This is a genomic window from Citrobacter sp. Cpo040, from assembly GCF_030332915.1.
Taxonomy (GTDB): Bacteria; Pseudomonadota; Gammaproteobacteria; order Enterobacterales; family Enterobacteriaceae; genus Citrobacter; species Citrobacter portucalensis.
In genome coordinates this window covers 159,835-177,886 of record NZ_JAOWGX010000036.1, presented here as the reverse complement: position 1 = coordinate 177,886, position 18,052 = coordinate 159,835, and the positions used below count along the sequence as shown (strand labels likewise).

General features: G+C 51.2%; 16 protein-coding genes. 7 read left to right on the top strand and 9 right to left on the bottom strand.

Annotation, left to right across the window (positions count from 1 at the left end; all coding sequences use genetic code 11):
- The first annotated feature begins 64 nt into the window (after window positions 1-64).
- Window positions 65-760: a 7-cyano-7-deazaguanine synthase QueC gene (gene queC / locus OGX86_RS15700; RefSeq protein WP_003021638.1), complete on the top strand. Its 696-nt coding sequence runs from the start codon at window positions 65-67 to the stop codon at window positions 758-760.
- Window positions 761-865: 105 nt separating this feature from the next.
- Here queC and fadM read toward each other — a convergent pair whose 3' ends face one another.
- From fadM to bolA, 9 genes are all read right to left on the bottom strand, one after another.
- Complete coding sequence (fadM, locus tag OGX86_RS15695; RefSeq protein ID WP_003021636.1) at window positions 866-1,264, bottom strand: long-chain acyl-CoA thioesterase FadM; 399 nt, start codon at window positions 1,262-1,264, stop codon at window positions 866-868.
- Window positions 1,265-1,370: 106 nt separating this feature from the next.
- Entirely contained in the window at window positions 1,371-1,745 is a 375-nt protein-coding gene (locus OGX86_RS15690) for a helix-hairpin-helix domain-containing protein (RefSeq protein ID WP_048226287.1), read from the bottom strand.
- A gap of 146 nt (window positions 1,746-1,891) precedes the next feature.
- Window positions 1,892-3,766 carry a peptidylprolyl isomerase gene (gene ppiD / locus OGX86_RS15685; RefSeq protein WP_048226289.1) on the bottom strand — a complete coding sequence of 625 codons (1,875 nt, stop codon included), beginning with the start codon at window positions 3,764-3,766 and terminating at the stop codon, window positions 1,892-1,894.
- Between the two features lie 268 nt (window positions 3,767-4,034).
- Entirely contained in the window at window positions 4,035-4,325 is a 291-nt protein-coding gene (hupB, locus tag OGX86_RS15680; protein WP_219352570.1) for a nucleoid-associated protein HU-beta, read from the bottom strand.
- A gap of 190 nt (window positions 4,326-4,515) precedes the next feature.
- A complete protein-coding gene (gene lon / locus OGX86_RS15675) occupies window positions 4,516-6,870 on the bottom strand; it encodes an endopeptidase La (RefSeq protein WP_003831014.1) in 2,355 nt (784 codons plus the stop codon).
- 184 nt (window positions 6,871-7,054) lie between these two features.
- On the bottom strand, window positions 7,055-8,329 hold the full coding sequence (gene clpX / locus OGX86_RS15670) for an ATP-dependent protease ATP-binding subunit ClpX (protein WP_003831013.1): 1,275 nt from the start codon (window positions 8,327-8,329) through the stop codon (window positions 7,055-7,057).
- A gap of 126 nt (window positions 8,330-8,455) precedes the next feature.
- The gene (gene clpP / locus OGX86_RS15665; protein ID WP_003021624.1) at window positions 8,456-9,079 is read right to left on the bottom strand and encodes an ATP-dependent Clp endopeptidase proteolytic subunit ClpP; all 624 of its coding nucleotides are present in this window, start codon (window positions 9,077-9,079) and stop codon (window positions 8,456-8,458) included.
- Window positions 9,080-9,326: 247 nt separating this feature from the next.
- Entirely contained in the window at window positions 9,327-10,625 is a 1,299-nt protein-coding gene (gene tig / locus OGX86_RS15660) for a trigger factor (protein ID WP_003021622.1), read from the bottom strand.
- A 344-nt stretch (window positions 10,626-10,969) separates the two neighbouring features.
- Window positions 10,970-11,287, bottom strand: a complete 318-nt coding sequence (bolA, locus tag OGX86_RS15655) for a transcriptional regulator BolA (RefSeq protein ID WP_003021619.1) — start codon at window positions 11,285-11,287, stop codon at window positions 10,970-10,972.
- Between the two features lie 306 nt (window positions 11,288-11,593).
- Between bolA and OGX86_RS15650 the strand changes: the two genes are divergently transcribed.
- From OGX86_RS15650 to OGX86_RS15625, 6 genes are all read left to right on the top strand, one after another.
- Entirely contained in the window at window positions 11,594-12,172 is a 579-nt protein-coding gene (locus OGX86_RS15650; protein WP_032941838.1) for a lipoprotein, read from the top strand.
- A gap of 44 nt (window positions 12,173-12,216) precedes the next feature.
- Entirely contained in the window at window positions 12,217-13,692 is a 1,476-nt protein-coding gene (gene ampG / locus OGX86_RS15645; RefSeq protein ID WP_286640275.1) for a muropeptide MFS transporter AmpG, read from the top strand.
- A 460-nt stretch (window positions 13,693-14,152) separates the two neighbouring features.
- A complete protein-coding gene (gene cyoA / locus OGX86_RS15640) occupies window positions 14,153-15,100 on the top strand; it encodes a cytochrome o ubiquinol oxidase subunit II (RefSeq protein ID WP_286640274.1) in 948 nt (315 codons plus the stop codon).
- A 19-nt stretch (window positions 15,101-15,119) separates the two neighbouring features.
- Window positions 15,120-17,111, top strand: coding sequence for a cytochrome o ubiquinol oxidase subunit I (gene cyoB, locus OGX86_RS15635; protein ID WP_003831008.1), 1,992 nt, complete (start codon window positions 15,120-15,122; stop codon window positions 17,109-17,111).
- Window positions 17,101-17,715, top strand: coding sequence for a cytochrome o ubiquinol oxidase subunit III (locus tag OGX86_RS15630; protein ID WP_003831007.1), 615 nt, complete (start codon window positions 17,101-17,103; stop codon window positions 17,713-17,715). Before cyoB ends, OGX86_RS15630 begins: the two co-directional genes overlap by 11 nt.
- A complete protein-coding gene (locus OGX86_RS15625) occupies window positions 17,715-18,044 on the top strand; it encodes a cytochrome o ubiquinol oxidase subunit IV (protein ID WP_079938377.1) in 330 nt (109 codons plus the stop codon). Before OGX86_RS15630 ends, OGX86_RS15625 begins: the two co-directional genes overlap by 1 nt.
- Window positions 18,045-18,052: the final 8 nt, after the last annotated feature.

Below are 18,052 nucleotides of genomic sequence, written 5' to 3'. Positions count from 1 at the left end.
GAAGCTGGTGGACGGCACGCCCAGGCGCTACCATAAGGGCTTCGTTATTTTGTCAGGAAAAGCCATGAAACGTGCCGTTGTTGTATTCAGTGGAGGTCAGGACTCCACGACTTGTCTGGCGCAAGCGCTGCATCAGTATGATGAAGTGCACTGCGTGACCTTTGATTATGGTCAGCGCCATCGCGCTGAGATTGATGTCGCACGTGACCTGGCCTTAAAACTTGGCGCGCGAGCGCACAAAGTACTTGATGTCACATTGCTCAGTGAACTGGCTGTCAGCAGCCTGACCCGCGATAACATTCCGGTACCCGATTACGAACCGGATGCGAACGGCATTCCCAATACCTTTGTGCCAGGACGCAATATTCTGTTCTTAACGCTGGCAGCAATTTACGCGTACCAGGTGCAGGCAGAGGCGGTCATTACCGGCGTTTGTGAGACCGATTTCTCCGGCTATCCGGACTGTCGCGATGAGTTCGTTAAAGCCCTGAACCATGCTGTAAGCCTGGGGATGGCGAAAGATATTCGCTTTGAAACCCCACTGATGTGGATCGATAAAGCCGAAACCTGGGCACTGGCCGATTACTGGGGCAAGCTGGACCTGGTACGCGAAGAAACGCTGACCTGCTATAACGGCATCAAAGGTGACGGTTGTGGTCACTGTGCGGCGTGTAATCTGCGTGCCAACGGCCTGAACCATTATCTGGCGGATAAACCGGCAGTGATGGCGGCAATGAAACAGAAAACCGGGTTAAAATGATTGTATTGCCGGATGGCGCTTTGCGTATCCGGCCTACATGCAGTTGCAGCAACTCTTGTAGGCCGGATAAGACGCTTGAGCGTCGCCTTCCGGCAGTCGCAGCCACTACTGCACCATCTGCTCCAGTTTTTCGCGCAACTCCCCTTCCAGCGGCAGCGCTTTTTGCGTCTTCAAATCAATGCAGACGAACGTAATCAGCGCATCAGCCACCACCTGCCCTTCCGGCTCCAGGGTAATGGTCTGATTTAACACACCACTTTTGCCATTTAACTGTTGAACCTGACTGGTGATAGTCAGCAGGTCGCTCAGCACCGCAGGACGGCGGTAGTTGATATTAATATTCACGACCACAAAAGCGATGTTGTGTGCGGTCATCCACTGAAAGCTGTCGCTGTTTTCCAGACCATCCCAGCGGGCCTCTTCCAGAAACTCCAGATAGCGGGCATTGTTAACGTGCTGATAGACATCAAGATGAAAACCACGAACTTTGATTTGTGTTTGCATAGCGCAGGAGCCTTACGTTGTTTTTATAGGAACAGACTTTAGGGTAAAGAGGTCATAACTGGTATGACCTCTACAGTCTGGCAAACTTTCAGCGCTCTGCAAGTTATTAAAGTGTTAAAACTGCCAGATTACGCTCAACCAGCGAACTACCCATGCCCGGCACCTGCTTTAAATCGTCCACCGTTTTAAACGGCCCGTACTCCTCACGATAGCTCACAATCGCCTGCGCTTTCTTTAGACCCACGCCATTCATAACTCGCGCTAAATCCTCCGCAGAAGCGCTGTTGATGCTTACCCTGGTGCCTTCATCGTCACTTGCTTTAGCGGGCAGTGTGGCTTTGCTTTGTGCCGCCCCTGAGTTTTCCGCTTTGGTTTGAGTCGCCAGGCTTTTGGCGACAGGCTCAGCCGCCAATGCGGTTTGGGCCATACCAGCGCAGGTCAATGAAAGAGTGATAAGCAGAGCTTTGATTCCATGTTTCATACTGTTTTCTCCTTGTTTGTTAACAGTGGAATCACGATAGCGAGGTGCAGAACGGCAGACAAACGGCAAATATCAGAAATGGAAAAGGCCGCGAAAGCGGCCTTTGGTAGATACAACTTTTTGCAATTTTTTGCGAACTGCCTCGGTTATTGCTGCTGTTCCAGCGCATCACCGATTTTAATTTTTGCGGCTTTACGCAGGTTGCTCATCAGCGCTTCGAAGACAATCTGCGCGTTGTTCTGAGTGATCCCCTGAACCATCGCTTTCTTCTGCGCTTCAGGCATAGAACCGGCTTTCACCTCGTCCAACGCCAACAGAACAACGTTACCCTGCATGTCGTTCGCGACGCCGTAGCTCGGTTTGTCTTTCGCCGGCAGGCTCAGACCAAAGGCAGCCTGGCTCAGCGGATCCTGACCCGTACGGCTCAGCGTTTTCGCCTCGCCAAAGCTCAGACCCGCCGCTTTCATCGCTTCATCGCCTTTACCGGCTTTCAGATCCGCCAGCAGTTTATCGGCATCAAGCTTCGCCTGCTGCTCTGCTTTATTGTGCTTAACGAGCGCAGTTACCTGCTCTTTCACTTCAGCCAGTGGCTTCACGGCTTCAGCTTTGTGCTCTGCAATACGCAGCACGAACGCACGATCGCCGTCCACGGTGATGATATCGGAGTTACTGCCAGGCGTACCGTTCTCACCAACCAGACCACCATTGAAAATGATGTCAGCGACTGGTTTGAAATTCAGTTCTTCCGGCAGGCTGTCACGGCTAAACCAGCCCGTTTCAACCGCTTTCATACCCGCAGCCTGCTCTGCACCCGCCAGAGATTCGTTATCATTGCTGGCCGCGTCGCTGACTTTCTGCTGCAGCGCATAGTACGCATCCAGCGCTTTTTCCTGCTTCACTTTTGCCGCAATTTCGTCACGGGCTTCGCTCAGCGGTTTAACTTGCGCGGGCTGTACGTCGTCAAGACGTGCAACGAGGAAACCAACGGAAGACTTAATTACGCCAGACAGTTGGCCTTTTTCTTTCAGACCAGCATTTTTCAGCTCATCCGGGGTGGTGGAATCTTCCAGCCATCCCATATCGCCGCCTTTACGGGCAGAGATGATATCGGCAGATTTTTCTTTCGCCAACGCAGCAAAATCACCGCCTTTGTTCAGCTCGCCCAGTACCGCTTTGGCTTCATCTTCCGTTTTGGTCTGAATGATGCTGTAGCGGTTACGCTGCGGCTGAGTGAACTGATCCTGATGCTGGTCATAGTAAGACTGAATATCAGCATCGCTGGCCGTCTCCTGCATAGCAGCAGCGTCCAGCTTGATGTAGCTCACGCGGAACTGTTCCGGCGTCATAAAGTTGTTTTTATTCTGCTCGTAGTAGCTGGCAACTTCCTGCTCGGTAACAGACTGCTTCGCGGCCAGTGCGTTAACGTCAATCGTCGCCTCGCGCACGATACGCTGCTGCGCGACCAGCGCCGCCAGTTCGTCCGTTTCGCCTTTCAGCATGAAGTCCGTACCGGCAACACCGTTAATCAGCTGCTGTGTCGTAAGCTGATTACGTAATGCCTGAGCGTACTGGTCTGCAGTCATTCCCATTTGATTGACAATCGCGTTGTAGCGGTTGTTATCAAACTTGCCGTCCACCTGGAACGCAGGCGTGGCGAAAATGGCCTGTTTAACCTGATCGTCGCTGATGTTGAGCTTAAGCTCGCGGGAATACTGATCCAGCAGTGCTTCGTCAACAAGACGATTCAGCACCTGCTGACGCAGCGTTTTCATATAACCTTCGTTCGCGGCCAGCTCGGAGTATTGATCGCCCAGCTGTTGCTGCATGCGGTTACGTTCACTGTTGAACGCATTCTCGAACTGCCCGCGGCTTATCTCCTGGCCATTCACTTTGGCGGCGAAGTTATTGCCCCCGCCAATCAGGTAACCACTCACGCCGGTCAAAATGAACGACACGATAATGATACCGAAAATAATCTTGAGCACGAGACTGTTAGCAGCCGTGCGTAAGCTGTCCATCATGGTGTAACCACACTCCGCTGTAGATGACTATACGCGTTATCCTTTCTGCTGCCCCCGCGTTGATGACAACAACGGCAACAAGGATTTTGAGTATATATGCTTCACGCAGCATAGCGTTTCCTGAACGCTGCGCACAAAGGTCTATTGTGACAAGAAACAGGGGCAATTGTCAGCCCACAACGCGTAGAAAGTACCGGAATTACAAATAAAAAAGGCACATCAGTCGATGCGCCCTTGTACTTCGTCACATCCCCAAAGGGGAAATCACTTAGTTTACCGCGTCTTTCAGTGCTTTACCTGCACGGAAGCCCGGTACTTTAGCCGCGGCGATGGTGATCTCTTTACCTGTTTGCGGGTTGCGACCAGTACGGGCAGCACGCTCTTTAACGGCAAAAGTACCAAAACCTACCAGCGCTACGTCATCACCTTCTTTCAGAGATTCAGTAACAGAAGCAATAATTGCATCTAACGCACGTCCAGCCGCAGCTTTAGAGATATCAGCCCCTGCAGCAATTTTGTCGATCAGTTGAGATTTATTCACTCTTCTCTTCCTCTTTATAATTTATATCGCACCTGAATCCTTCAAAGTGCGACCGCGCAGCAGTTATATCAGGCCTGCCATGCCCTTACAACACCCGTTAATGATGGCAAGCCCAATCCGTTATCTAAATTAGCTATACAAAAAAAGGCTGGCAAGCCCGAAATGGCCTGCCAGCCCTGTTTTTATTAATGCTCTTTGCGCGAGGTCACTATTTTGCCGTCACAACCTGCATTCCAGAGGGTTCATTTTGCAACGCAAGAGTCAGAACTTCCTCAATACGTTTCACCGGGTGAATATTAAGATCGGCAATTACGTTGTCCGGAATCTCTTCCAGGTCACGTTTGTTCTCATCGGGAATTAAGACCGTCTTAATGCCGCCACGGTGTGCCGCCAGCAGTTTTTCTTTCAAACCACCGATAGGCAGAACCTGACCACGCAGAGTGATCTCACCCGTCATCGCCACGTCGGCGCGAACTGGGTTACCGGTAAGACAAGAAACCAGCGCAGTACACATAGCAATACCCGCACTTGGACCGTCTTTCGGCGTAGCCCCTTCAGGTACGTGAACATGGATGTCGCGTTTTTCGTAAAAGTCCGGGTTAATACCCAGTTTTTCCGCACGCGCACGCACCACGGTCAGCGCAGCCTGAATCGACTCCTGCATGACTTCACCCAGAGAACCGGTGTAGGTCAACTTACCTTTACCCGGTACGCAGGCGGTTTCGATGGTCAGCAGATCGCCGCCAACTTCCGTCCACGCCAGACCCGTCACCTGACCAACGCGGTTTTCGTTGTCCGCGCGGCCATAGTCAAAGCGCTGTACACCCAGATAGTCGTGCAGGTTGTCGCCATTGATCTCAATATGTTTCAGCGATTTATCCAGCAGCAGCTGTTTCACCGCTTTACGGCACAGTTTAGAGATTTCACGTTCCAGACTACGCACACCTGCTTCACGGGTGTAGTAACGAATAATGCCCACAATGGCGCTATCGTCGACCGTCAGCTCACCTTTTTTCAGCGCATTACGCTCAATCTGTTTCGGCAACAGGTGACGTTTGGCAATGTTCAGCTTTTCGTCTTCGGTATAACCGGACAGACGGATCACTTCCATACGATCCAGCAACGGTGCCGGAATATTCATGGAGTTAGAGGTCGCAACAAACATCACGTCGCTGAGATCGTAGTCCACTTCCAGGTAGTGATCGCTGAACGCCACGTTCTGCTCTGGATCCAGCACTTCAAGCAGTGCGGAAGCCGGATCGCCACGCATGTCGGAAGACATTTTGTCGATCTCATCAAGCAGGAACAGCGGGTTTTTAACGCCCACTTTGGCCATTTTCTGGATCAGTTTACCCGGCATAGAACCGATATAGGTCCGGCGGTGACCGCGAATTTCGGCTTCATCACGCACGCCGCCCAGCGCCATACGGATGTATTTACGCCCAGTTGCCTTAGCGATGGACTGCCCCAGAGAGGTTTTACCTACCCCCGGCGGTCCAACCAGACACAGGATCGGCCCCTTGATTTTATTTACACGGCTTTGAACCGCGAGATACTCAAGGATACGGTCTTTGACGCGCTCCAGACCATAATGGTCGGTATCGAGGATTTCCTGCGCCTGACGCAGGTCTTTTTTGACCTTGCTACGCGCATTCCACGGCACCTGTACCATCCAGTCGATGTAGCCACGCACCACGGTCGCTTCCGCCGACATAGGAGACATCATTTTCAGCTTCTGCAGTTCTGCTTCCGCTTTCTCTTTTGCCTCTTTCGGCATTTTCGCCGCGTCGATTTTACGCTTCAACGCTTCGTTTTCGTCCGGTGCATCGTCCATCTCACCGAGTTCTTTCTGAATAGCTTTCATCTGCTCGTTCAGATAGTACTCGCGCTGAGATTTTTCCATCTGCTTTTTCACGCGGTTGCGAATGCGTTTCTCAACCTGCAGCAGATCGATTTCAGACTCCATCATCGCCATCAGATATTCCAGACGCTCGTTAACGTCGGACATCTCCAGCACGGACTGCTTGTCAGCCAGCTTCAGCGGCATGTGTGCAGCGATGGTATCCGCCAGACGTGCAGGATCGTCAATGCTGTTCAGCGACGTCAGCACTTCTGGTGGGATTTTCTTGTTCAGCTTGATATAGCCTTCGAACTGGCTGATAGCGGTACGCACCAGCACTTCCTGTTCGCGCTCATCAATAGCAGGCGAGTCAAGGTACTCTGCTTTCGCAGAGAAATGCTCGCCGTTGTCAGACAGCGCAGAAATACGCGCACGCTGTAACCCCTCGACCAGCACTTTTACGGTGCCGTCAGGCAGTTTCAGCATCTGCAAAATAGAGGCCACGGTCCCGACGGTGAAAAGATCGTTTACACCCGGCTCATCCGTTGACGCTTCTTTCTGTGCGACCAGCATGATTTTTTTATCATGGTCCATAGCCGCTTCCAGACAACGGATAGATTTTTCCCGCCCTACAAATAAGGGTATGACCATGTGCGGATAAACCACCACATCGCGCAACGGCAATACGGGGATTTCAATGCGTTCAGAACGCTCAGGATTCATAGAGCTCTCTCTTAGTTTAGTTTCCGCCAGGTAATCAGGTGGTACGACTGTGCTTCACACCACCTTTAACATGTATGTCAGTATATGGGGATGTTTCCCACACATTCAACGCCATGTTTACGGAAAAATAAAAGGGGAGATAAAATCCCCCCTTTTTAATTAAATGTCTGTATGAATTGATGAATTATTCGCCAGATGCCTGCTGCGCTTCCGGCTTACCGTAAATCAGTAATGGCTTGCTCTGACCGCCAATCACCGACTCATCGATCACCACTTTTTCGACGTCTTCCATAGAAGGCAGATCGTACATGGTGTCGAGCAGCGCGGCTTCGACGATAGAACGCAGACCACGAGCACCGGTTTTACGCGCCATCGCTTTCTTAGCGATCGCATCCAGCGCTTCCTCACGGAATTCCAGATCGACACCTTCAAGATTGAACAGCGCCTGGTACTGCTTGGTCAGGGCGTTTTTCGGCTCTTTGAGGATCTGGATCAACGCTTCTTCGCTCAGCTCGCTCAGCGTTGCCACAACCGGCAGACGACCGATGAACTCAGGGATCAGACCAAATTTGATCAGATCTTCCGGTTCAACCTGCGACAGCAGTTCACCTTCGCTGGCTTTATCAGACTGTGCTTTTACCGTTGCGCCAAAACCAATGCCGGAGCCGGTTTCAACACGGTTAGCAATCACTTTATCCAGACCGGCAAAGGCACCACCGCAGATAAACAGGATCTTGGAGGTATCAACCTGCAGGAATTCCTGCTGAGGATGTTTACGACCACCCTGTGGCGGAACGGCAGCAACCGTCCCTTCGATCAGTTTCAACAGCGCCTGCTGTACACCTTCGCCGGAAACGTCACGGGTAATAGATGGGTTATCAGACTTACGCGAAATCTTGTCGATCTCGTCGATATAGACGATCCCTCGCTGTGCTTTCTGCACGTCGTAATCGCACTTCTGCAACAGCTTCTGAATAATATTTTCAACATCTTCACCCACATAACCGGCTTCGGTCAGCGTGGTGGCATCAGCCATGGTGAACGGAACGTCCAGCAGGCGCGCCAGCGTTTCAGCCAGCAGCGTTTTACCGGAACCCGTCGGGCCAATCAGCAGGATGTTACTTTTGCCCAACTCGACGCCATTGCTGGTGTCGCCGTTGCGCAGACGTTTGTAATGGTTGTATACCGCGACCGCCAGCACTTTCTTCGCCTGCTCTTGACCGATAACGTAATCGTCCAGGTGGTTGCGAATTTCATGTGGCGTCGGCAGCGCACTGCGTTCACGGTGCGGTGCTACTTCCTTAATCTCTTCGCGAATGATGTCGTTGCATAAATCAACACATTCGTCGCAGATATACACGGATGGACCGGCAATCAGCTTACGCACTTCATGCTGGCTTTTGCCGCAAAAAGAGCAGTACAACAATTTGCCCGAGCCATCTTTGCGTTTATCTGTCATGGGTCAAAACCTCTTCTTTGTTCTTTGTGCCGCACACGACGACGCAAATGCCATTCTCAGGCGCAAGACGCTAATCAGCGTTGTGCCGCTCCAGGTAATTATAGCGGCACACCTGCGCACTGGGCATTAATTACGATGGGTCAAAATCGAGTCAACCAGACCGTACTCTACCGCTTCAGAAGCGGAGAGGAAGCGATCGCGCTCGGTATCACGTTCAATCTGCTCAAGAGATTGACCCGTATGATGCGCCATAAGTTCGTTCATGCGCCCTTTTACCTTCAGGATTTCACGGGCATGAATTTCAATATCCGTTGCCTGGCCCTGGTAACCGCCCAGAGGCTGGTGGATCATGACGCGAGAGTTAGGCAGGCAAAAACGTTTGCCTTTCGCCCCGGCGGTCAGCAGGAACGCGCCCATTGAGGCCGCCTGGCCCATACAAATGGTGCTGACGTCCGGCTTAATAAACTGCATGGTGTCATAGATAGACATCCCGGCAGTGATCACTCCACCAGGGGAGTTGATGTACAGGTAGATATCTTTTTCTGGGTTTTCTGCTTCCAGGAACAGCATCTGCGCCACGATCAGGTTAGCCATATGGTCTTCGACCTGGCCGGTCAGAAAAATGACGCGTTCCTTAAGTAGACGAGAATAGATATCAAAAGAGCGCTCACCACGTGAGGTCTGTTCAATGACCATCGGCACCAGCGCCATATGGGGTGCAAAGTTATCTCGTTCGCCGCTGTATGACATTTCCGTCTCCTGGATAAAATTTGAAAAAACCTGCTGTGCTGATTGTAACCTTATGGACGGATTATCAGCTAGTCCCTCAGTAATGGGTACGACATCGCCATAATTCAAGCATAACAATCTTTTGTTGTAACGCTAACACTGAAACGCTGTTTTCGCACTCTTCCCATGCAAAATGCGTGACAAAAAAAAACCCGCCACCAAAAGGTGACGGGCTTGCGTACGAAATTCGAGCTAAAAAAGCGACGAATTACGCCTGCTGGTTCATCAGTTCATTGAAGGAAGTGGCTTTTTCAGTCACTTTCGCTTTCGCCAGAACGGCTTCAACAGCCTGCTCTTCCAGAGCGACGTTACGCATGTTGTCCATCAGCTCTTTGTTTTTGCTGTAGAACTCAACAACTTCTTTCGGATCTTCGTAAGCAGAAGCCATCTCTTCGATCAGGCCTTTAACGCGATCTTCGTCAGCTTTCAGTTCATTGGTACGAATCACTTCGCCCAGCAGCAGACCAACAACTACGCGACGCTTAGCCTGTTCTTCGAACAGTTCACGCGGCAGTTCCAGAGCTTGTTTCTCGTTGCCGCCGAAACGTTGTGCAGCCTGACGACGCAGAACGTCGATTTCGCTGTCGATCAGAGCAGCCGGAACGTCGATGTCGTTAGCTTTTACCAGGCCTTCGATCGCCTGAGACTTAACGCGGTTACGCACAGCGCCTTTCAGCTCGCGTTCCATGTTTTTACGGACTTCAGCGCGCAGACCTGCTACGGAACCATCTTCAACGCCGAAACGTTTGATGAATTCTTCAGTCAGTTCTGGCAGTTCGCGTTCTTCAACTTTCTTCAGGTTGATAACGAACTTCGCAGCTTTACCTTTCAGGTTTTCAGCGTGGTACTCTTCCGGGAAGGTCACGTCGATAGTGAACTCTTCGCCAGCTTTGTGGCCTTTAACGCCTTCTTCAAAGCCCGGGATCATACGACCCTGGCCCATCGCCAGTACGAAGTCAGACGCTTTGCCGCCTTCGAACTCTTCGCCGTCTACAGAACCGGTGAAGTCGATGGTTACACGGTCTTCTGCATCAGCAGCGCCGTCTTTGTCTTTCCAGGTAGCCTGCTGCTTGCGCAGGGTGTCCAGCATTACGTCAACGTCAGCGTCGGTAACTTCAACAACCGGTTTTTCAACTTCGATTGCTTCCAGGCCAGTCAGCTCAACTTCCGGGTAAACTTCAAACTCTACCGCGTAAGTAAAATCTTCACCCAGTTTGTATTCGCCCGGAACGTAGTTCGGTGCGCCAGCCGGATTGATTTTTTCTTTGATGATCGCGTCAACGAAGTTGCGGCTCATCAGGTCACCCAGAACGTCCTGGCGAACAGACGCGCCATAACGCTGAGCAACAACATTCATCGGTACTTTTCCTTTGCGGAAACCGTCAATACGCACTTTCTTCGCTACGTTGACCAGCTCGCTTTTCACAGCGGTCTCGATGCTGTCAGCAGCGATAGTAATCGTTACACGGCGGCCAAGGCCTTGAGTGGTTTCAACTGAAACTTGCATCTTGTTACCTCAAAAAATCACAGTGCTCGGTCAACTCTTCTCCGCAAGCACAGGTTGTTGGCTTCGCGGAACTGGGATGTTCTCATAAGCAATCACATTCCCTGTCGTCAGAATCATCCCGAAGACATTCCGAAAAATAAGACGCGCATTATAGCGGCATCACTTTTATGAGTCGAGAACGGTTATCGCGCGTTGCTGCGGCTTTTTTCACAATTCCCGGCTAATTTTTGTCTGAATACTGTACGACAGCCCCAGAATTCAGACAAAACAAAACGGCCCGCAGGCCGTTTTCACATAATCTGTAGCAACATACTGGAAAAGCGTCGGTTGTTGCAAATCCGTTTTTACGCGATGCTTCCCGCTCCACGACACGGAGGCGATGCAAAAATCGTATCCTGCAACGCTTCCCACTCCTTAATAGTGTAGGTATGCAGGGCAAGCGCATGAACGGTTGTGGAAAGCTCCGCCGTTAACGTGCTGTAAATCATCCGATGACGATTAAGAAAACGTTCACCTGTAAAGCGATCGCTAACCAGTACAACCTTAAAGTGGCTTTCAGAACCAGCCGGGACATTGTGACGATAGCTTTCATCCACAACTTCGAGGAACACGGGTTCGAACGCTGCCCTTAATTTTTCTTCTATTTGCTCACGAATCATCATGAAATTTTTCCTCCGACAACGCTGAGATGTCACCCATCCCTTTAAATACTAGCCGCTTTTACCGTTTTCATTACACCTTAGCAACAAAAAATTAGCGCTTGTCTGATTTTCTCATTCAAACGGATGAAGTTCACTGATTCCTCACTCCAATTTATTGCAAAAAGTCCGTTTATAGTCTCCACAAAGTCATAAAACGGACAACACAATGAATTTACATGCGTTACCCACTTCCCCTCATCGTTGGCGATGTTATGATGGCGGGAATTTTCTCTAACCATACAATTTAGATTCGCTGAGAGCCCTGGCATGTTTAAAAAAATCCTCGTCCCGTTTGTCGCGCTGTTTATGTTAGCTGGATGCGCAACACCGCCGACCACTATTGAAGTCTCCCCGAAAATTACCCTGCCGCAGCAGGACCCAAGCCTGATGGGTGTGACCGTTAGCATCAACGGAGCCGACCAGCGCCAGGATCAAGCGCTGGCAAAAGTCACCCGCGACAACCAGTTGGTGACCCTGACCGCGTCCCGCGACCTGCGTTTCCTGTTGCAAGAAGTACTGGAAAAACAGATGACAGCACGTGGTTATATGATTGGACCAAACGGTGCAGTCAACCTGCAAATCATTGTTAACCAGCTGTATGCTGACGTGTCTCAGGGTAGCGTGCGCTATAACATCGCCACCAAAGCAGACATCGCCATCATCGCGACCGCCGCTAATGGCAACAAGATGACCAAAAACTACCGCGCAAGCTATTCTGTTGAAGGTGCCCTGCAGGCCTCTAACAAAAATATCGCTAACGCCGTTAACAGCGTACTGACCGACACCATCGCTGATATGTCTCAGGACACCAGCGTTCACGATTTCATCAAGCAGAACGCTCGTTAATTTCTGCCCATATGGCCCGGCGTTCGTCGGGCCTATAGAAGCCCATGTCCAGTCAATACTTACGTATTTTTCAGCAACCACGTTCAGCTATCCTGCTCATTCTGGGGTTCGCCTCCGGTTTACCGCTCGCACTCACCTCCGGTACGCTTCAGGCGTGGATGACAGTCGAGAATATCGATCTTAAAACCATCGGTTTCTTTTCCCTGGTCGGTCAGGCCTACGTATTTAAATTTCTCTGGTCCCCGTTGATGGACCGTTACACGCCACCGTTTTTAGGTCGACGTCGCGGCTGGCTGCTGGCGACCCAGGTGCTGTTGTTAATTTCTATCGCCGCGATGGGCTTTCTGGAGCCTGGCACACAGTTACGCTGGATGGCCGCACTCGCAGTAGTGATCGCTTTTTGCTCGGCATCGCAGGATATCGTCTTTGATGCCTGGAAAACCGACGTTTTGCCCGCAGAAGACCGCGGCACCGGCGCGGCTATTAGCGTGCTGGGCTATAGACTAGGGATGCTGGTTTCAGGCGGATTGGCCTTATGGATGGCCGATCGCTGGCTGGGCTGGCAAGGGATGTACTGGCTGATGGCTGCGCTGTTGATTCCCTGTATCATCGCCACCCTGTTAGCACCTGAACCGACTGACTCCATTCCAGTGCCTAAAACGCTGGAACAGGCGGTTGCGGCTCCGCTGCGAGACTTCTTTGGTCGTAACAACGCATGGCTGATCCTGCTGCTTATTGTGCTGTATAAGCTCGGGGATGCTTTCGCCATGAGCCTGACCACCACCTTTTTAATCCGCGGCGTTGGGTTTGATGCGGGTGAAGTTGGCGTGGTGAATAAGACACTGGGGCTACTGGCCACCATTGTTGGCGCGCTGTACGGTGGGATCCTGATGCAGCGCCTTTCTCTGTTCCGCGCATTGCTTATTTTCGGCATCCTGCAAGGGGCGTCGAATGCGGGCTACTGGCTACTGTCCATCACTGACAAACACATGTTCAGCATGGCGGCGGCCGTCTTCTTTGAAAACCTGTGCGGCGGAATGGGCACGGCGGCGTTTGTCGCCTTATTAATGACGCTGTGCAATAAGTCCTTCTCAGCGACCCAGTTCGCCCTGCTCTCCGCGCTTTCAGCCGTTGGTCGCGTTTACGTTGGCCCGGTAGCGGGTTGGTTTGTCGAAGCACACGGCTGGCCGACGTTTTATCTGTTCTCCGTGTTTGCCGCGATCCCCGGTCTGATACTGCTGCTGGTATGTCGCCAGACCCTGGAACATAGCTGGCAAAATGAAAGCTTCATTCCGCGCACGGAATTTCGTGGAGCATACATTCTGGCATTAATGACGCTAGTTGCGGGCTGCTGCCTGCTGCTGGTTTGGCTGCTGCTGTTAACCATGAACGCGCTGGATTACACCAACTTCTCCTTCCTGCCGGAACTGCTTGAAGTCTCAGTGGTGGTCGCGGTCTGCGGGGTCGTTTTTGGTGGATTGCTTGATTATCTGGCATTGCGCAAAACCCGTCTGGCGTAAAAAAAACGCATTAATATCGCCGTTGTAATCACCCTGCGTAATTATAACGGCGAAATAAGCAACAACTACTAAAAATAATATTTGTTATTTTGTGCGCCAAAGAATTTGGAAATTATTGACGCCTTTTATATATACTATTTTCCTTACTCGATTCAGCCACGAAAGATTTATTTTTTGTTCCTCAATTGTCCGTTTATTGATAATCAATTGTTAAGCAATTGTTTTATTTTCGTATTGGTTATACCAATTGCCCTCAGTACGCCCCCCACCTGCCCGCTTTCGTTATAACGTGATGTTGCAACAGGTTCTTAAAGCCAAAGCGACATATATTGCAACATATGTGACATGCACGGCAGAACCCAGTAACACAGATCTAGAGATGTTTACAGTAATGTAACCTTCCCGTAAAATGCCCTCACACTTTAAACGCCACCCGGTCCCGTGGAATTGAGGTCGTTAAATGAGACTCAGGAAATACAATAAAAGTTTGGGATGGTTGTCATTAATTGCAGGCACTGCATTACTCAGTGGCTGTAATTCTGCGCTGCTTGACCCTAAAGGACAGATTGGACTGGAACAACGGTCATTGATACTGACGGCATTTGGCCTGATGTTGATTGTCGTTATTCCCGCCATCTTGATGGCTGTTGGTTTTGCCTGGAAGTATCGTGCAAGCAATAAAGATGCGAAGTACAGCCCGAACTGGTCACACTCCAATAAAGTGGAAGCTGTGGTCTGGACGGTGCCGATCTTAATCATCATTTTCCTTGCCGTTCTGACCTGGAAAACCACTCACGCTCTTGAGCCAAGCAAACCGCTGGCGCATGACGAGAAGCCCATTACCATCGAAGTGGTTTCCATGGACTGGAAATGGTTCTTCATCTATCCGGAACAGGGTATCGCTACCGTGAATGAAATCGCCTTCCCGGCGAACACTCCGGTTGAATTCAAAGTGACTTCCAACTCCGTGATGAACTCCTTCTTTATCCCGCGTCTGGGTAGCCAGATTTATGCCATGGCAGGTATGCAGACTCGACTGCATCTGATCGCCAACGAAGTCGGTACTTATGATGGTATCTCCGCAAGTTATAGCGGACCAGGCTTCTCCGGTATGAAGTTCAAGGCTATCGCAACAAAGGACCGCACCGAATTCGACCAATGGGTTGCTAAAGCTAAACAGTCCACGAACACCATGAGCGACATGGCAGCGTTCGAGAAAGTGGCTGCGCCAAGCGAATACAACCAGGTGGAATACTTCTCCAACGTGAAACCGGATTTGTTTAAAGACGTTATTAACAAATTTATGGCTCACGGTAAGAGCATGGACATGACCCAACCCGAAGGTGAGCACAGCGCACACGAAGGAATGGAAGGCATGGACATGAGCCACGCGGAATCCGCTCACTAAGGGGCCGAGGAAGAATACGATGTTCGGAAAATTGACGCTGGATGCAGTTCCGTTCCATGAACCTATTGTCATGGTTACGATTGCTGCCATTATCATCGGTGGTGCGGCCTTACTGGGCCTTATCACTTACTTCGGTAAGTGGACCTACCTGTGGAAAGAGTGGCTGACTTCTGTTGACCACAAACGCCTTGGCATCATGTATGTCATCGTCGCAATCGTCATGTTGATTCGTGGCTTTGCCGACGCCATCATGATGCGTAGTCAGCAAGCGCTGGCTTCTGCAGGTGAAGCGGGCTTCCTGCCTCCTCACCACTACGACCAGATCTTCACGGCTCACGGCGTGATTATGATCTTCTTCGTGGCAATGCCATTTGTTATCGGTCTGATGAACCTGGTGGTTCCGCTGCAGATCGGCGCACGTGACGTTGCATTCCCGTTCCTGAACAACCTGAGCTTCTGGTTCACCGTTGTCGGCGTAATCCTGGTTAACCTTTCTCTGGGCGTGGGTGAATTCGCGCAGACCGGTTGGCTGGCGTATCCGCCGCTTTCAGGAATAGAGTACAGTCCAAGCGTCGGGGTCGACTATTGGATATGGGCAGTCCAGTTGTCCGGTATTGGTACAACTCTGACCGGTATCAACTTCTTTGTGACCATCATTAAGATGCGTGCACCAGGAATGACCATGTTCAAGATGCCGGTGTTTAGCTGGGCATCTCTGTGTGCAAACATCCTGATTATCGCTTCTTTCCCAATCCTGACGGTTACCGTCGCGTTGCTGACCCTGGATCGCTATCTGGGTACCCATTTCTTTACCAACGATATGGGCGGCAACATGATGATGTACATCAACCTGATTTGGGCCTGGGGCCATCCGGAAGTGTACATTCTGGTTCTGCCGGTGTTCGGTGTATTCTCCGAAATCGCTGCAACCTTCTCGCGTAAACGTCTGTTTGGCTACACCTCACTGGTGTGGGCAACCGTGTGTATCACCGTTCTGTCGTTCGTTGTTTGGCTGCACCACTTCTTCACCATGGGTGCAGGCGCTAACGTAAACGCCTTCTTCGGTATCACCACCATGATTATCGCCATCCCGACCGGGGTGAAGATCTTCAACTGGCTGTTCACCATGTATCAGGGCCGTATCGTATTCCACTCAGCAATGCTGTGGACGATTGGCTTTATCGTCACCTTCTCAGTCGGCGGCATGACCGGTGTACTGCTGGCGGTGCCGGGTGCGGACTTCGTTCTGCACAACAGTCTGTTCCTGATTGCGCACTTCCATAACGTTATCATCGGCGGCGTTGTATTTGGATGCTTCGCTGGTATGACCTACTGGTGGCCAAAAGCGTTTGGCTTCACGCTGAACGAAACCTGGGGTAAACGCGCATTCTGGTTCTGGATCATCGGCTTCTTCGTAGCATTTATGCCACTGTACGTGCTGGGCTTCATGGGTATGACCCGTCGCCTCAGCCAGCAGATTGATCCACAGTTCCATCCGATGCTGGTCGTTGCCGCCTGCGGTGCCGCGCTGATTGCACTGGGTATCCTGTGCCAGCTGATTCAGATCTTCGTTTCTATTCGCGACCGCGAGCAGAACCGTGACCTGACCGGTGATCCATGGGGTGGTCGTACGCTGGAGTGGGCAACCTCTTCCCCGCCTCCGTTCTATAACTTTGCCGTTGTGCCGCACGTTCACGAGCGTGATGCCTTCTGGGAAATGAAAGAAAAAGGTGAAGCGTACAAGCAGCCTGCGCACTATGAAGAAATTCATATGCCGAAGAACAGCGGTGCCGGTATCGTCATTACCGCTTTTGCAACACTGTTTGGTTTCGCCATGATCTGGCATATCTGGTGGCTGGCGATTGCAAGCTTCGCAGGCATGATCATCAGCTGGATTGTGAAAAGCTTTGATGAAGACGTGGATTACTACGTGCCGGTCCCGGAAGTCGAAAAACTGGAAAACCAGCATTTCGATGAGATTACTAAGGCAGGGCTGAAAAATGGCAACTGATACTTTAACGCACGCGACTGCCCACGCGCACGAACACGGGCACCACGATGCAGGCCAGACCAAGATCTTCGGATTCTGGGTCTACCTGATGAGCGACTGCATTCTGTTCTCTATTCTGTTTGCAACCTATGCCGTTCTGGTGAACGGCACCGCAGGTGGCCCGACAGGTAAGGACATTTTTGAACTGCCGTTCGTTCTGGTTGAAACATTCCTGCTGTTATTCAGCTCCATTACTTACGGCATGGCAGCGATTGCCATGTACAAGAACAACAAGAGCCAGGTTATCTCCTGGCTGGCGTTGACCTTCTTGTTCGGTGCCGGATTCATCGGGATGGAACTCTATGAATTCCATCACCTGATTGTTAACGGTATGGGCCCGGATCGCAGTGGCTTCCTGTCTGCGTTCTTCGCGCTGGTCGGCACGCACGGTCTGCACGTCACCTCCGGTCTTATCTGGATGGCAGTGCTGATGGTGCAAGTTGCTCGTCGCGGCCTGACCAGTACTAACCGTACCCGCATCATGTGCCTGAGCCTGTTCTGGCACTTCCTTGATGTGGTGTGGATCTGTGTGTTCACTGTTGTTTATCTGATGGGGGCGATGTAATGAGTCATTCTAACGAGAGCGGCGGCGCATCCCATGGCAGCGTAAAAACCTACATGACAGGTTTTATCCTGTCGATCATCCTGACGGTCATTCCGTTCTGGATGGTGATGACAGGTTCTGCCTCTCCGGCCGTCATTCTGGGAACTATTCTGGTAATGGCAGTGGTACAGATTCTGGTGCACCTGGTGTGCTTCCTGCACATGAATAGCAAATCTGATGAAGGTTGGAACATGACGGCCTTCGTCTTTACTGTGCTAATCATCGCCATCCTGGTTGTGGGCTCCATCTGGATTATGTGGAACCTTAACTACAACATGATGATGCACTAAGAGCGGCA